The sequence below is a fragment of the Mesorhizobium sp. genome (assembly GCF_017306585.1).
Taxonomy (GTDB): Bacteria; Pseudomonadota; Alphaproteobacteria; order Rhizobiales; family Rhizobiaceae; genus Mesorhizobium.
Window position 1 is genome coordinate 22,661 of the sequence record NZ_JAFKIC010000154.1, and the last position, 15,246, is coordinate 37,906.

The window sequence follows — 15,246 nt, forward strand, 5'->3', positions numbered from 1 at the left end:
CGGGAAACTCCGGTCGATTTCTTTCAACCTGTCAGCATGATTTTGGTTGCGGCGATGACAATACCAAATGCCGGTGACATGATCGCGGTATGGACAATGAACGCATTGCCGAACTTTTTCAGGGCCTGGGACCGGTCAGCATCCGCAGGCTGTTCGGCGGCAAGGGCATCTACTTCGACGGCGTCATCGTCGCGATCGTGCTGCGCGGCGAATTGCTTTTGAAAGCCGACGAGCAGAGCGCTCCCGACTTCGAAGCCGCGGGCTGCAAGCAATGGACCTATACCGGCACCCGCCATGGCAAGCTGGTCGCCATGCCCTATTGGAGCATTCCCGACAGCGCTTTCGATGATCCTGACGAGATGACGGTCTGGGCGCGGCGGGCTTATGAGGCTGGGCGAAGGGCTGGGAAGTGATTTGACCTGGCGCTGGCCACTAGGGAGGGCACGTCGAGGCCGCCCCCTCATCCGGCCGCTTCGCGTCCACCTTCTCCCCGCTGGGGAGAAGAGCTTGGCGTCGGCGCATGCAACCTCCTCTCCCCTCGGGGAGAGGTCGGATTGCCCCGAATTGCTCTTTGCAATTCGGCCTTGGCAATCCGGGTGAGGGGGACTTTCGCTGCGAACCTACAGCGCTTTGGCGATCTCCGCCGCCAGCCGCGCATTGTTTTCGACCAGCGCGATGTTGGTCTTGAGGCTGCGGCCGCCGGTCAGTTCGAGGATTTTTCCCAGCAGGAACGGCGTTACCGCCTTGCCGGTGACGTTCTGCGCCTCGGCCGCCTTTTGCGCGGCCTCGATATAGCCGGCCATCTCATCGGCCGGAATCTCATCATTCTGCGGCACCGGATTGGCGATCAGCATGCCGCCGCTCAGGCCCAGGGCCTGGCGTGTCTGGTGGAACCGCGCGATCTCCTGCGCCGTGTGCAGGGTGAGTGGCGCGCGGAAGCGCGATTGCCTGGACCAGAAAGCCGGCATGGTCTCGCAGGCGTGGCCAACCACCGGCACGCCGCGCGTTTCCAGCACTTCGAGCGTCTTTTCGATATCGAGAATCGCCTTGGCGCCGGCCGAGACGACGATGACGGGCGTGCGTGCAAGCTCGTCGAGGTCGGCAGAGATATCGAAGCTCTTCTCGGCCCCCTTGTGCACGCCGCCTATGCCGCCGGTGGCGAACACCTTGATGCCGACCATATGTGCCGCGATCATCGTGGCGGCAACCGTGGTGCCGCCGGTGCGCTCTTGCGCGACGGCGAAGGCGAGGTCGGCGCGCGACAGCTTCATGGCATCCCCGGTCATGGCCAGCGATTCGCGCTCGCCGTCGGACAGCCCGATCTTGATGCGCCCGCCAACCACGGCGATGGTCGCCGGCACCGCGCCGCCGTCACTGATGATCTTTTCGACGTTCGCCGCCATGGCGCCGTTGTCGGGGTAGGGCATGCCATGGGTGATGATGGTGCTTTCCAGCGCCACGACCGGCCGGCCGGTGGCCAGCGCTTGCGCCACGGGCGCATGGACATCGATGAAGGGGCGGGCGGTCTCAGGGTTCATGCGGGTCTCCAATCCGGGGCGCGGCGCATCCATCGGGACGCGCTGGCTTCACCGCGGCACTATGATTTTGCCGGTCTCATGCCACTTCCCCGGCATCGGGCACAAGAGCCAGCGCTTCCGCAAAGCTTGCGGCGGTGAAATCGGGCACGGCATTGGCGCTTTCGATCGCCAGTGTCGCCGCCGCGATGCCCTCGCGCAGAGCCTGGCGCAGCTTCAGGCCGCGTAACAGCGCCGCGACTGTCGCACCGGCCAATGCGTCGCCCGCGCCGGTGACGTCGCTGACCTTTCTGGGGGCGGGTGGCTGGATCGAGAAGGCGCCCGTTTCATCGAACCCCAGCACCGGTCCGCCGCCCGCCGTAACCACGCCGCTGGCGAGGCCGCTGCACCGCAATCCATCGATCATCTCGCGCCCGCCGGCATCCGCATTGACGCCGGCCAGCACGACGGCCTCGCGACGGTTCATGAAGAGCAGCGTCAAGGCACCAAGGACCGGAATCAGCCGAACCACCTTGGCGGGCGAAATCGCGATGGCGAAAACCGGCTTGCCGGCGGCGAGCGCCAGCAGCCGTTCGAGAGCGCTGGAGGGCAGATTGGCGTCGCACAGAATGGCGTCGGCGGCAGCCACCACCTCGCGCACCTTGGATCGCCGCATCTGCTTGGGGAATGCCAGGTCATAGAGCGCCATGTCGGCAAAGCCGACGATCAGCTCGCCCTCGCGGTCGATCAGCGCCGTGTAGCTCGGCGTCGTGCGGTCGAGAAACACCGCCGACAGGTCGGCAATGCCGGCCTCCGCTATGACCCGTGAAACAGTATCGCCCGCCGCATCGCCGCCGCGCACCGAAAGCAGCGAAGCCGAGACCCCTCGGCGCACCGTGCTGCGCAGCGCATTGAAGACGCCGCCGCCGACATCTTCACGCATCGTGCCGGGGTTGGAGGCGGCCGGCACATAGGCGCCCGACACCTGGCCGCGCCGGTCGATATGGGCGCCGCCCACGGCCAATATTCTTGCTGAAGTCACCATGGCGGCGATATGAACCGTGTTGTCAGGGTCGCACAAGCGTCAAGCCGCGCGACAGAGCTTCGCATCGATGGCGCGCGATTCGGCGGATCGCAGTAGCCGAGCCTCTGGCCCAATGCCGGGCCGCTGCTGCCGGCTGTTCGGGACAAAAAAAGAACAGATCGGAATAGGCGATATTTTTCAGCAAGTTGATCCCTCTTGCCAAATGAGAACAAAAAAGGTACAAAGTGGCAGGGATAACGGATTGTCCGGCCTTCATTGACGACCAAGGGGTAATGTATCATGGCTCAGAATACTTTGCGGCTGGTAGAGGATAAGGCAGTGGACAAATCAAAGGCTCTGGACGCGGCGCTGTCGCAAATCGAGCGCGCTTTCGGCAAGGGCTCGATCATGCGGCTCGGCGCCAACGAGCAGGTGGTCGAGATCGAAACCGTGCCGACCGGCTCGCTCGGCCTCGATATCGCGCTCGGCGTCGGCGGCCTGCCGCGCGGCCGCATCATCGAGATCTACGGGCCGGAAAGCTCGGGCAAGACGACGCTGGCGCTGCACACGGTGGCCGAAGCCCAGAAGAAGGGCGGCATCTGCGCCTTCGTCGATGCCGAGCACGCGCTCGATCCGGTCTACGCCCGCAAGCTCGGCGTCGACCTCGAAAACCTGCTGATCTCGCAGCCCGACACGGGCGAACAGGCGCTGGAAATCTGCGACACGCTGGTGCGGTCCGGCGCCATCGACGTGCTGGTCGTCGATTCGGTCGCGGCGCTGACGCCGCGCGCCGAAATCGAGGGCGAGATGGGCGACGCGCTCCCCGGCCTTCAGGCCCGCCTGATGAGCCAGGCGCTGCGCAAGCTGACGGCCTCGATCTCGCGCTCCAACACCATGGTCATCTTCATCAATCAGATCCGCATGAAGATCGGCGTCATGTTCGGCTCGCCCGAAACCACCACCGGCGGCAATGCGCTGAAGTTCTATGCCTCGGTGCGCCTCGATATCCGCCGCATCGGCTCGGTCAAGGACCGTGACGAGGTCGTCGGCAACCAGACCCGCGTCAAGGTGGTCAAGAACAAGCTGGCGCCGCCCTTCAAGGTGGTCGAGTTCGACATCATGTATGGCGAGGGTGTTTCCAAGACCGGCGAACTGGTCGACCTCGGCGTCAAGGCCGGCGTGGTCGAAAAGTCGGGCGCCTGGTTCTCCTACAATTCACAGCGTCTCGGCCAGGGCCGGGAAAACGCCAAGCTGTTCCTGCGCGACAATCCCGATACCGCACGCGAGATCGAACTGGCGCTCAGGCAGAACGCCGGGCTGATCGCCGAGAAGTTCCTCGAGAATGGCGGTTCCGAAGGCGGTGATGACGACGGTTTCGAAGGTGAAGCTGGCGCGATGTAAGAGCCCGGCGATGGCCGGAGTTCGGCCATAATCCGCGTCTATGTCCTTGCGCTTATGTAATTGCGTTCTTAAGTATTGCGTACAGACCGCCGGCCACGTGCCGGCGGTTTGCGTTTGTGCGCTCCATGCGGGTGCCGATGCCACCTGCGAATTGGCCCAATTCTGTGTTTCTGGACAGGTTCAAGGGCTACCGCTAAAAGGCCAATCCATCTTCTGAAATGAAAAGCCCATTTCCGCCGGTTCCAGTCGGCGGCCCTCTCGAAAAGGCAGCAGTCATGAGTGGCGTAAACGACATCAGGTCGACCTTCCTCGACTATTTCCGCAGGGAAGGCCACGAGGTCGTGGCCTCGAGCCCGCTCGTGCCGCGCAACGATCCGACCCTGATGTTCACGAATGCCGGCATGGTGCAGTTCAAGAACGTCTTCACCGGGCTGGAAAAGCGGTCCTATTCGCGCGCGACCACCGCGCAGAAGAGCGTTCGTGCCGGCGGCAAGCACAACGATCTCGACAATGTCGGCTATACCGCGCGCCACCTGACCTTCTTCGAGATGCTCGGTAATTTCTCGTTCGGCGATTACTTCAAGGAGCGTGCCATCGAGCTTGCCTGGAACCTGATCACCCGGGATTTCGGGCTGAAGAAGGACAAGCTGCTGGTCACCGTCTACCACACCGACGACGAGGCGGCGGGCTACTGGAAGAAGATCGCCGGTTTCTCGGACGACCGCATCATCCGCATCCCGACCTCGGACAATTTCTGGGCGATGGGCGACACCGGTCCTTGCGGGCCGTGCTCGGAAATCTTCATCGACCGTGGCGAGCATATCTGGGGTGGACCTCCAGGCAGCCCGGAGGAGGACGGCGACCGCTTCCTCGAATTCTGGAACCTTGTGTTCATGCAGTATGAACAGGTGACCAAGGAGGAGCGCATCGACCTGCCGCGTCCGTCGATCGACACCGGCATGGGCCTGGAGCGCATGGCGTCCATCCTGCAAGGGGTGGAAAGCGTCTTCGAGACCGATCTGTTCCGCCACCTGATCGATGCCGCATCCTCGGCGCTTGGGCGCGCGCCCGACGCCGAGACCGTGGCATCCTATCGCGTCATTGCCGATCACCTGCGCTCGTCGTCCTTCCTCGTTGCCGACGGCGTCCTGCCGTCGAACGAAGGCCGCGGCTATGTACTGCGCCGTATCATGCGCCGGGCCATGAGCCACGGGCAGTTCCTCGGCGCGCGCGACCCGCTGATGTGGCGGCTGGTGCCGGCGCTGGTGCGCGAGATGGGCCAGGCCTATCCCGAACTGGTGCGCGGCGAGCAACTGATCACGGAGACGCTGAAGCTCGAGGAAACCCGCTTCCGCAAGACGCTGACGCGCGGCCTCGGCCTGCTGTCCGAGGCGACGGAGAAGCTCGGCGCCGGCGACATGCTGGACGGCGAGACGGCGTTCAAACTCTACGACACCTACGGCTTCCCGCTGGATCTCACGCAGGATGCACTGCGCCAGCGCAACATCTCGGTCGACCTTGCCGGTTTCACCAATGCGATGGAGCAGCAGAAAGCCGAGGCGCGCAAGCACTGGGCCGGTTCGGGAGAGGCGGCGACCGAGACGGTCTGGTTCCCGGTGCGCGAGAAAGCCGGCGCAACCGAATTCCTCGGCTACGAGACCGAACAGGCGGAAGGCCTGATCCAGGCGCTGGTCAAGGACGGCAAGACCGTGGACAGCGCCGGTGCGGGCGATGCGGTGGCGATCGTCGTCAACCAGACGCCGTTCTATGGCGAGTCCGGCGGCCAGATGGGCGACACAGGCATCATCTCGGGTGAAGGCTTCTCGATCGAGATTTCCGACACCCAGAAGAAGGCCGACGGATTGTTCGTGCATCTCGGCAAGGTGGCGAGCGGTACCGTCAAGACGGGTGCTGCTGTCGAGCTCAAAGTCGATCATGCGCGCCGTACCAGGCTGCGCGCGAACCACTCCGCGACGCATCTGATCCATGAAGCGTTGCGCGAGGTGCTGGGCAGCCATGTCGCCCAGAAGGGTTCGCTGGTCGCGCCCGAACGCCTACGTTTCGACATCTCGCACAACAAGCCGATCTCATCGGAGGAACTCGAAGAGGTCGAGCGCATGGCGAATGAAATCGTCGTGCAGAACAGTCCGGTTACCACGCGCCTGATGTCGGTCGACGACGCCATTGCCGAGGGCGCCATGGCGCTGTTCGGCGAAAAGTACGGCGACGAGGTGCGCGTCGTGTCGATGGGCACCGGCCTGCACGGCGCCAAAGCCAACCGGCCTTATTCGGTCGAGCTTTGCGGCGGCACGCATGTCCGGTCGACCGGCGATATCGGCCTGGTACGCATCGTTTCGGACGGTGCTGTCGCCGCCGGCGTGCGCCGCATCGAGGCGCTGACTGGCGAGGCGGCGCGCAGGCACCTTGACGAACAGGACCGACGCCTCAAGGCCGCCGCGGCCGTGCTGAAGATTTCGCCCGCGGACGTGCCGGCACGTGTCGAGGCTTTGCTGGAGGAGCGCAAGAAACTTGAAAAGGACCTGAGCGAAGCCCGCAAGAAGCTGGCGCTCGGCGGCGGCTCGGCCGCTGGCGCCGCGCAGGAGAACGAGGTGGTCGCGGGCGTCGGCTTCCTGGGCAAGTCGGTTTCCGGCGTCTCGCCGAAGGATCTGAAGCCGCTCGCCGATGCCGGCAAGACCTCGCTCGGCTCGGGCGTCGTCGTCTTCGTCGGCGCCGGCGAGGACAACAAGGCGAGCGTCGTGGTTGCTGTCACTGACGACCTCGTCGGCCGTTTCAGCGCCGTCGATCTCGTGCGCGTCGCTTCCGCCGCCTTGGGCGGGCAGGGCGGCGGTGGGCGCCCCGACATGGCGCAGGCCGGCGGCCCGGATGCTTCCAAGGCCAACGACGCGATCGCGGCGGTGAGGGCGGCGCTGGAGGCAGCTTGAAGCTCCGATGAAGGTTCTCGTTCTTGGCGGCTACGGACTGATCGGAGAAGCTGTCCTTGAACGTCTGGTCAAGGACGGCCACGAGCTTCTGGGGCTCGGCCGGAACATCGGTCCGGCGCGACGGCGCAAGCCAGGCGTCCGATGGATTGCCGCGGACATGTCGCGCCTGCTCACGGCGGCGGACTGGTTTCCCCTGCTTGCGGGCGTTGAGGCCGTGGTGAACGCCGCCGGCGCCTTGCAGGATGGCCCGCGCGATCGACTGGATGCGATCCATCGCGGATCGGTCGCGGCCTTGGTCGCCGCATGTGAGCAGATAGGCGTGCGCCGGCTGGTGCAGATTTCCGCCATTGGCGCCGAGCTTGCTTCCGAAAATGCCTTCTTTCGCACCAAGGCCGAGGGCGACGCAGCCGTCGCGGCCTCGTCCCTGGACTGGACGATCCTGCGGCCCGGCCTGGTCATCGCGCCCGCCGCCTATGGCGGAACCGCATTGCTGCGGGCGCTTGCGGCAGTGCCGGGATTTGTCCCGGCGGTGCTGGCGGACCGGCCGATCCAGACCGTATCGGTTTCGGATGTTGCCGAAGCGGTTTCGCGCGCGGTTGCGGGCCGGTTGCCGCAAAGGCAGATCATCGATCTCGTCGAGGAACGGGCCAGGCCGCTTTCCGCCATCCTTCTCGCATTTCGCGGCTGGCTCGGCATACCGGAAGCGCCTGTTGTGGCATGGCCGGCGGCCGTCGGCCGGGCTGGCGGCCTGGTGGCGGACGGCCTCGGAATACTCGGCTGGCGATCTCCCTTGCGCAGTGCCGCCCTTGCGGCGCTGGATCGAGGCGTCACCGGCGATGCAGCGATCTGGACCGGAATTGCCGGCCGGCCGCCACGGCCGCTCGAAGCGACGCTGGCGGCAATGCCGGCACATGTCCAGGAGCGCTGGTTCGCGCGGCTCTGGCTGCTGAAGCCGGTCATGTTCTTCGTCCTGTCAGTGTTCTGGCTCGCGTCGGGTATTGTCGGCTTCGTCAGATGGGAAGCAGCAGCCGATGTCCTCGTCTCGCGCGGCTTTTCCCCGAACCTAGCCCCTGTTGCGGTTTTTGCTGGAAGCGTGGCCGACATCCTGGTCGGAGCCGCCGTTCTGGTTCGTCCGCTCGCTGCACGGGCGCTGATGGCCATGATGGCCATCACCCTTTTCTATCTCGCGGCGGCTACCGTATTTGCAGCCGACCTCTGGCTCGATCCGCTCGGGCCGCTGGTCAAGACATTGCCGACGCTTTGCCTGGTTCTGGTGGCTCTGGCGATATTGGACGAGCGATGAGCCTCTGGGCCGAGATCCTGCGCTGGCTGCATATTATCGGCGCCACCGTTCTGTTCGGAACCGGCGCCGGGATCGCCTTCTTCATGCTGATGGCGCAGCGCACGGGCAGGCCCGAGATCGTGGCCCATGTCGCAGGCAGCGTCGTGATCGCCGATGCTCTTTTCACCGCGACAGCCATCGTGGTCCAGCCGATCACCGGCGCGCTGCTGGCGCGAGAGATCGGTTGGCCGCTGTCGCAGGGCTGGATCGTGCTTTCGCTGCTGCTTTATGTCGTTGCCGGCGCCTTCTGGCTGCCGGTGGTCTGGATACAGATGCGCATGCGCGACCTCGCCAGACAGGCGGCGCTGGAAAATGCACCTTTGCCGGATGAGGAGAAGCGTCTGTTCCGCATCTGGTTCGTCAGCGGCTTTCCAGCCTTCGCCGCGGTGCTTGCAATCCTGTGGCTGATGGTTACCCGGCCCGAAATCGGTTTCTAGCCCCGCGATCCCGATATTTCGAAAGCGTCTTGCCGTAGGCCCACAGCTGCAAGTCAGCAGGATTTGTCAAATCGGACTATGGTTTCGTCCGGCTGATCGATTGTAAATATCTCAGCTTGTCTTTTGAGTGCCGACGAAGCTCGCGCGGGCGGCCATTCGCGAATACCAGTCGTGGATGGCCGCGAATCGCGCCAGCAGGTCGCTGCCTTCCGCAGCTTTGATGAAGTAGGCAATGATCGGCGCCGCATGCAGGTCCGCCAGCGTCGGCTGGTTGCCGAGCAGCCAGGGACCGTGCGCCTTCAGCGAGGTCATCACCTCCAGCACCTTCTCGGCTCGGTTCAGGCCGCCGGCGATCAGGCTCTCGTCCGGTTCAGCCTTCTCCAGCCGCTCGACGGCAACGTCCCACACCATGGCACGGTAGCCATAGGCGTCGAGCATGCCTGTCATCTGGCTCATCCTGGCGCGGCCGCGCGCGTCGGCGGGTTGCAAGGCAGGCCCGTCGAAGGCCTCGTCGACATAGCGCGCGATCGCGCTGGTCTCGAAGAGGCGGAAACCGTCATGCTCGAAGGCAGGGATGCGGCCGAACGGATGGTGTTCCAGATACCAGGCCGGGATGCCCTCGGCGGCGAAGATGTCGAGCGGCACGAGCTCGTAGTTGATACCCTTCTCCTCAAGCGCCATGCGCGCGATACGCACGTAGACGCTGTAGTCGGCACCGTAGAGGATCGGTTTGCTCATGGCCTGTGACCCAAAAGAAGAAGGCTCCTTGCGGAGCCTTCGGTATATCGGAAATCCAGTTCAGGCCATCGCCTTCTGCAGATTCTCGTCGATCTTGTCGAGGAAGCCGGTGGTAGAGAGCCAGGGCTGGTCTGGGCCGATCAGCAGCGACAGGTCCTTGGTCATGTAACCGCTTTCGACGGTCTGGATGCAGACTTTTTCCAGCGTCTCGGCAAAGCGCTTCAGCTCGGCATTGTCGTCGAGTTTGGCGCGGTGCGCGAGGCCGCGCGTCCAGGCGAAGATCGAGGCGATCGAGTTAGTCGAGGTTTCCTCGCCCTTCTGGTGCTGGCGGTAGTGGCGGGTGACGGTGCCGTGCGCGGCTTCCGCTTCCACCGTCTTGCCATCCGGGGTCATCAGCACCGAGGTCATCAGGCCGAGCGAGCCGAAGCCCTGAGCCACCGTGTCGGACTGGACGTCGCCATCATAGTTCTTGCAGGCCCAGACATAGCCGCCCGACCATTTCAGGCTGGAGGCCACCATGTCGTCGATCAGCCGGTGTTCGTACCACAGCTTGCGCGCCTTGAACTCGGCCTCGAATTCCTGCTCGTAGACCTCCTGGAAGATGTCCTTGAAGCGGCCGTCATAGGCCTTGAGGATGGTGTTCTTGGTCGAGAGATAGACCGGATAGTTGCGCAGCAGGCCGTAATTCAGCGAAGCGCGGGCGAATTCGCGGATGGATTCGTCGAGATTGTACATCGCCATGGCGACGCCGGCGCCGGGCGCGTCGAACACGTCATGCTCGATGACCTGGCCGTCTTCGCCGACGAACTTGATCGTCAGCTTGCCCTTGCCGGGGAAGCGGAAATCCGTGGCGCGGTACTGGTCGCCGAAGGCATGGCGGCCGACGATGATCGGCTTGGTCCAGCCGGGCACCAGGCGCGGCACGTTCTTCATGATGATCGGTTCGCGGAAGATGGTGCCGCCGAGGATGTTGCGGATGGTGCCGTTCGGCGACTTCCACATCTTCTTCAGCTTGAATTCCTCGACGCGCTGCTCATCGGGGGTGATGGTCGCGCATTTGACGCCGACGCCGTACTTCTTGATGGCGTTGGCCGAATCGATCGTCACCTGGTCGTTGGTGGCGTCGCGGTGCTCGATGCCGAGGTCGTAATATTCAAGCTTCAGGTCGAGATACGGGTGGATCAGCTTGTCCTTGATGAACTGCCAGATGATGCGGGTCATCTCGTCGCCGTCGAGTTCGACGACCGGGTTCGCCACCTTGATCTTCGCCATGGAAAGAATGCCTCGTTGCTGGGAATGGAACGGCCTTGCCCATGTGGCGTCGGCCGGGGGATGCGCCCGTATATCAAAGCGCTTTTGGCCACGCAAACGGCGATCGGTCACGAAGTGAGGCGATTGCTGGCGTCATTTGCGAATGCTTCATTTTCGCGGCTGAATATGGCAGGGGACGCTGAAATGCCGCAAACAGCAGTTCATTGACAATCATGCCATCCACCGAAGACCCCACCATTCCCTCAACCGCAGGCCCGGCCATCATCCTCGTCGAGCCGCAGCTTGGCGAGAACATCGGCATGGTCGCGCGCGCCATGGCCAATTTCGGCCTGGTCGAGCTGCGCCTGGTCAACCCGCGCGACGGCTGGCCGAACGAGAAGGCGCGCGCCGCCGCCAGCCGCGCCGATCATGTCATCGATGCCGTCAGGGTTTTCGACGATCTCGCCTCGGCGATCGCCGACCTTAACTTCGTCTTTGCCACCACCGCGCGTGAGCGCGACGGGTTCAAGCAGGTACGCGGGCCGGTCGAGGCGGGCAGGGCGCTCAGGACGCGCTCCCAGGCGGGCCTGCGCACCGGCATCTTGTTCGGCCGCGAACGCTTCGGCCTCTACAATGACGAGGTCGGGCTCGCCGACGAGATCGTCACGTTTCCGGTCGATCCAGGCTTTTCCTCGCTCAACATCGCCCAGGCCGTGCTGCTGATGTCCTATGAATGGATGAAGTCCGGCCTCGAGGACGAGACTCAGACCAATTTCACAGGTCCTGAACTGGTACCGGCGACCAAGGAACAACTGCATAGCCTCTTCGCCTACCTGGAAGGAGCGCTCGAGGCCCGCGGCTATTTCCGCCCGGAGGCCAAGAAGCCGAAAATGGTCGACAATCTGCGCGCGGTGCTGACGCGGGCCGGCTTCGCCGAGCCGGAGCTGAAGGTGCTGCGCGGCATCATCTCTTCGCTAGACAGGTTCTCGCCGGCGATGCCGCGCGGTGATGGTTCGCCGGGCGACGATCCCAGGCGGCTTCCCGCCGCCGCGCGTGCGGGCAAGGCGGAGGCCGACCGCCAGACAATACACACGCCCGCCGGTGACGACGAGGACGCGCCGCCGCTGGGCGGCAAGGGAACCGACAATGACTGACCAGCCGATCCTGATGTTCGATTCCGGCGTCGGCGGGCTCACAGTGTTGCGCGAGGCACGTGTGCTGATGCCCGACCGGCGCTTCATCTATGTCGCCGACGACGCGGCTTTTCCCTTCGGCGCCTGGGAAGAACCGGCGCTGCGGACCCACATCCTGCAGCTGTTTGCCAAGCTGCTCGACCGGTTTGCACCGGCCATTTCGGTCATCGCCTGCAACACCGCCTCGACGCTGGTGATTGACGCGCTGCGCGAGGCCTTTCCCGGCCATCCCTTTGTTGGCACCGTGCCGGCCGTCAAACCGGCGGCGGAGCGCACGCGCTCCGGGCTTGTCTCCGTGCTGGCGACGCCGGGCACGGTGAAACGGCAATACACGCGCGACCTGATCAGCAAATGGGCGCAGAAATGCCATGTCCGTCTGGTCGGCAGCGACAGGCTGGCTGGGCTGGCGGAAGTCTATATGCGCGAGGGCTTTGTCGATGAGGAGGCCGTACGCGCCGAGATCGCGCCGTGCTTCATCGAACGTGACGAGTTGCGCACCGACATCGTCGTGCTCGCCTGCACGCATTATCCCTTTCTGGTCAATCGCATGCGCAAGACCGCGCCCTGGCCGGTCGACTGGATCGATCCGGCCGAGGCGATCGCCCGGCGTGCCCTTTCGCTGCTGCCTCCGGTCGAAGGCAAACCACGGCAAAACGAACCCGACATTGCGGTCTTCACCTCGGGCAAGGCCGATTTCGCTGTCAGCCGGCTGATGCAGGGGTTTGGGCTGACGGTACGCTAGACTGTGCCGGCAAGCGTCTGCCGGTCAGGCAGGTTCGAAGACGATGCTACGTTGATCCGGATCGGCCGACACCAGCCTCAGCGTCAGACCGTCACCTTGCCTGAGCCCGGAGGCCTTTACAGTGGCGACGACGGGCATGTCGGCAAGCTGGACGCGAACGCCGTGGTCGGCGATATCGGTCACGACGGCCTTGAAAATCTGGCCCTCGCGTCCGTTCAGCATCACCGCCTCGGCAAGATCGATGGCCGCGTGGTTGATCTGCGCGGCACGGCTGTCCGCACGTCCCATCACCTTCGGCAATTTGTCGAACGCCTCGATGACAGCCTGCGGTACGGGCTGTCCATTGGCGATGGCCAGTGCGCAGCGCACGACGTAGCGATCCGCCAGCCGCCTGAGCGGCGCGGTTGCATGGGCATAGGTCGCTGCCATCGCCTCGTGCCAGGGGATAATGCCTTCCCTATAGGTTTGGTAGGATGCGCCGTTGCCTGCGCGGCGGATTTCCAGCATCAGCGCTGCCTGCTTCGGATCGGCCGGATCGAGCGTGCGCTGATAGTCGCGCAGACCGGTGGCGGCCGGCCACGACAGTCCAAGAGCCTGTGCAGCGTTACGCAGTCGCTCCACCTTGGCAGCATCCGGCCCCGACATCACCCGGAACAGGCCGGTATGGTGGGCAAGCATGGCGTCGGCAATCGCCATGTTGGCGGCCAGTGAAAGTGCCGCGTTGTCCTGCTCGGACTGCAGTTGCGGTCTGAACGAGAGCCGGAATGTGCCGTCGGCGAGCCTTTCCACCTCTTGCTCGGGCGGATCGACACGTGAAGCGCCGCGCGCCTGTTCGTTCGCGGCGACGCGCCGGGCCATTTCGGCGAAGCCGGCGGGGACATCGGAGGCTTGCACGCTGTCATAGGCGAGCTTCGCACGGCTCCTGATGATTGCTCGCTCCGCACCATCTAATTTCGCCGCACCGTCCTGCGCAACCCGGACCGTGAAGATCACGGCCGGACGCGGTCCATCCGGCAACAGGCTCGCCGCACCCTCGGCGATGACCGGCGGGTAGAGGCTGGCCTTGCCGTCTGGCAAGTAGAACGTCTCGCCCCGTGCCCAGGCTTCGAGATCCAGCGGGCCGCCATCCTCGACGAACCAGGCCACATCGGCGATGGCATAGTGCAGCAGAAGATCGCCGCCGCTCGCCTCGATCGAGAATGCCTGGTCGAGGTCCGTCGAAGCCGCCGGATCGAGCGTGACGAAGGGCGTCGCCGTTCGATCGGCATGCTGGTCGGGCACCTTTTTGGCCGCCGTCTCCGCAGCGGCCAATACATCTGCCGGAAATCCGACCGGCACATGGAATTCGGTGCGGATTTTCGCGAGGCCGGTGGAGAGCGCCTGTGAGGGATCGGTCAGCGACTTCATAAAGCCGTCCTACACTGGCGCCTCGGAGACGGGAAGGCTGCGCACGAAAATCGTCGGGGCCGTTCGTCTCACGGGCAGGTGCCAGCAGGATCGGGGAGGGCCCGCGGCGTTGGAACTGTCGTTGGAGCGCGACGTTTCTCCGTACAGAAAAGGAGAACCAGCCATGCCTGCCACCTCAAAAGCCCAGCAGAAAGCAGCTGGTGCCGCACTTTCCGCTAAACGCGGCGAGACCAAGAAAAGCGAACTCAAGGGCGCATCGCGCGAGATGTACGATTCGATGAATGAAAAGCAACTCGAGGAATTCGCCGAGACCAAGCGCAAAGGGCTGCCGGACAAGAAGTCGACACACTGAGCCAGTTGCCTCGCCGCATTGCCCTACCGATATAGAAAGACCCGCGACCATGTCGCGGGCCTTCGGATTTGAGTTCGGGATATCCCGCTACTTCACCCAGTGGCAGCGCCGCACCTTGCGGATCACCACGGTGCGGTGGCCGTGACGCCAGACATATCTCTTTACCTGGACGATGCGGCAGACCTGTTTGTGTCCGTGCCAGTGCCGCGCCATTGCCGGTTCGGGTGCGGCGGCAATCGATCCCGCGAGCACCGCGGCCCCTGCCAAGGTAAGGAAGACCTTCTTCATGTGAATTGAACTCCTCTAGCTCCAGTCCCTTCCTGGTGCCGTTGGCGCGAAACCTCCCGCCACATCCGGCATCGCCTCAACGTCGCGAAAGCTATAGGGTTGCGTTTCATGATGCCACTCACAAGCTTGACACCGGCCAAATCTCGGTTTAACCACCCCGCCAACGCCGGGCAGCGATGTCCGGTGTTTGTTTTCTATGCGCAAGGCTGGTCGGCATCGTCTTTCCGGTCTTGTTTGAACTGACGTGTCCCGTGGGTTTTCCGCCGCGTTGCGTGGGAGAACCCTGTCAGGTCTCGAAAACGGAGGCCAGAGGAGGGCGCGTTTCCTTCACCCGGACCACGAGGGCTCGGGTGTGTTGCTTTGAAAAGGGAATGCGATGAGCAAGCGCGAATCCGCGAAATACAAGATCGACCGCCGTCTCGGCGAAAATATCTGGGGCCGCCCGAAGTCCCCGGTCAACAAGCGTGAATACGGCCCCGGCCAGCACGGCCAGCGCCGCAAGGGCAAGCTTTCCGACTTCGGCCTGCAGCTGCGCGCCAAGCAGAAGCTGAAGGGTCACTATGGCGACGTTTCGGAAAAGCAGTTCCGCAAGGTCTATGAAGAGGCGAACCGCCG

General features: G+C 64.1%; 14 protein-coding genes and 1 pseudogene. 9 read left to right on the forward strand and 6 right to left on the reverse strand.

Annotated features, from left to right (window positions below; all coding sequences use genetic code 11):
* The first annotated feature begins 89 nt into the window (after positions 1 to 89).
* Positions 90 to 413, forward strand: coding sequence for a TfoX/Sxy family protein (locus J0I79_RS17570; protein WP_292861295.1), 324 nt, complete (start codon positions 90 to 92; stop codon positions 411 to 413).
* A gap of 207 nt (positions 414 to 620) precedes the next feature.
* Here the strand turns inward: J0I79_RS17570 and J0I79_RS17575 are convergent, their stop codons facing one another.
* Both J0I79_RS17575 and J0I79_RS17580 read right to left on the reverse strand, forming a co-directional pair.
* The gene (locus tag J0I79_RS17575; protein WP_292861298.1) at positions 621 to 1,538 is read right to left on the reverse strand and encodes a pseudouridine-5'-phosphate glycosidase; all 918 of its coding nucleotides are present in this window, start codon (positions 1,536 to 1,538) and stop codon (positions 621 to 623) included.
* 76 nt (positions 1,539 to 1,614) lie between these two features.
* On the reverse strand, positions 1,615 to 2,559 hold the full coding sequence (locus tag J0I79_RS17580) for a carbohydrate kinase family protein (protein ID WP_292861333.1): 945 nt from the start codon (positions 2,557 to 2,559) through the stop codon (positions 1,615 to 1,617).
* 279 nt (positions 2,560 to 2,838) lie between these two features.
* On the opposite strand from J0I79_RS17580, the gene recA reads away from it, so the two are divergent.
* The 4 genes from recA to J0I79_RS17600 all read left to right on the forward strand — a co-directional run bounded on the left by recA (position 2,839) and on the right by J0I79_RS17600 (position 8,660).
* A complete protein-coding gene (gene recA / locus J0I79_RS17585; RefSeq protein WP_292861301.1) occupies positions 2,839 to 3,939 on the forward strand; it encodes a recombinase RecA in 1,101 nt (366 codons plus the stop codon).
* Between the two features lie 275 nt (positions 3,940 to 4,214).
* Positions 4,215 to 6,881, forward strand: coding sequence for an alanine--tRNA ligase (alaS, locus tag J0I79_RS17590; RefSeq protein WP_292861303.1), 2,667 nt, complete (start codon positions 4,215 to 4,217; stop codon positions 6,879 to 6,881).
* Positions 6,882 to 6,888: 7 nt separating this feature from the next.
* Positions 6,889 to 8,184, forward strand: coding sequence for an SDR family oxidoreductase (locus J0I79_RS17595; RefSeq protein WP_292861306.1), 1,296 nt, complete (start codon positions 6,889 to 6,891; stop codon positions 8,182 to 8,184).
* On the forward strand, positions 8,181 to 8,660 hold the full coding sequence (locus J0I79_RS17600; RefSeq protein ID WP_292861309.1) for a DUF2269 domain-containing protein: 480 nt from the start codon (positions 8,181 to 8,183) through the stop codon (positions 8,658 to 8,660). Before J0I79_RS17595 ends, J0I79_RS17600 begins: the two co-directional genes overlap by 4 nt.
* Before the next feature lie 111 nt (positions 8,661 to 8,771).
* Here J0I79_RS17600 and J0I79_RS17605 read toward each other — a convergent pair whose 3' ends face one another.
* Positions 8,772 to 9,398, reverse strand: a complete 627-nt coding sequence (locus tag J0I79_RS17605; RefSeq protein ID WP_292861311.1) for a glutathione S-transferase family protein — start codon at positions 9,396 to 9,398, stop codon at positions 8,772 to 8,774.
* Between the two features lie 60 nt (positions 9,399 to 9,458).
* A complete protein-coding gene (locus tag J0I79_RS17610; RefSeq protein WP_292861314.1) occupies positions 9,459 to 10,670 on the reverse strand; it encodes an NADP-dependent isocitrate dehydrogenase in 1,212 nt (403 codons plus the stop codon).
* 212 nt (positions 10,671 to 10,882) lie between these two features.
* On the opposite strand from J0I79_RS17610, the gene J0I79_RS17615 reads away from it, so the two are divergent.
* Complete coding sequence (locus tag J0I79_RS17615; RefSeq protein WP_292861317.1) at positions 10,883 to 11,803, forward strand: RNA methyltransferase; 921 nt, start codon at positions 10,883 to 10,885, stop codon at positions 11,801 to 11,803.
* Positions 11,796 to 12,584 (forward strand): glutamate racemase, encoded by a 789-nt coding sequence (gene murI, locus J0I79_RS17620; RefSeq protein WP_292861320.1) that lies wholly within the window; start codon positions 11,796 to 11,798, stop codon positions 12,582 to 12,584. Before J0I79_RS17615 ends, murI begins: the two co-directional genes overlap by 8 nt.
* A 24-nt stretch (positions 12,585 to 12,608) precedes the next feature.
* On the opposite strand, the gene J0I79_RS17625 is transcribed toward murI, so the two are convergent.
* Positions 12,609 to 13,991 (reverse strand): RNB domain-containing ribonuclease, encoded by a 1,383-nt coding sequence (locus tag J0I79_RS17625; RefSeq protein WP_292861323.1) that lies wholly within the window; start codon positions 13,989 to 13,991, stop codon positions 12,609 to 12,611.
* A gap of 163 nt (positions 13,992 to 14,154) precedes the next feature.
* On the opposite strand from J0I79_RS17625, the gene J0I79_RS17630 reads away from it, so the two are divergent.
* Complete coding sequence (locus J0I79_RS17630) at positions 14,155 to 14,343, forward strand: DUF3008 family protein (RefSeq protein WP_292861326.1); 189 nt, start codon at positions 14,155 to 14,157, stop codon at positions 14,341 to 14,343.
* A gap of 87 nt (positions 14,344 to 14,430) precedes the next feature.
* Here the strand turns inward: J0I79_RS17630 and J0I79_RS17635 are convergent, their stop codons facing one another.
* Positions 14,431 to 14,631 carry a hypothetical protein gene (locus tag J0I79_RS17635; protein WP_292861330.1) on the reverse strand — a complete coding sequence of 67 codons (201 nt, stop codon included), beginning with the start codon at positions 14,629 to 14,631 and terminating at the stop codon, positions 14,431 to 14,433.
* A 376-nt stretch (positions 14,632 to 15,007) separates the two neighbouring features.
* On the opposite strand from J0I79_RS17635, the pseudogene J0I79_RS17640 reads away from it, so the two are divergent.
* Positions 15,008 to 15,246: pseudogene (locus J0I79_RS17640) on the forward strand (30S ribosomal protein S4); the annotation flags it as partial.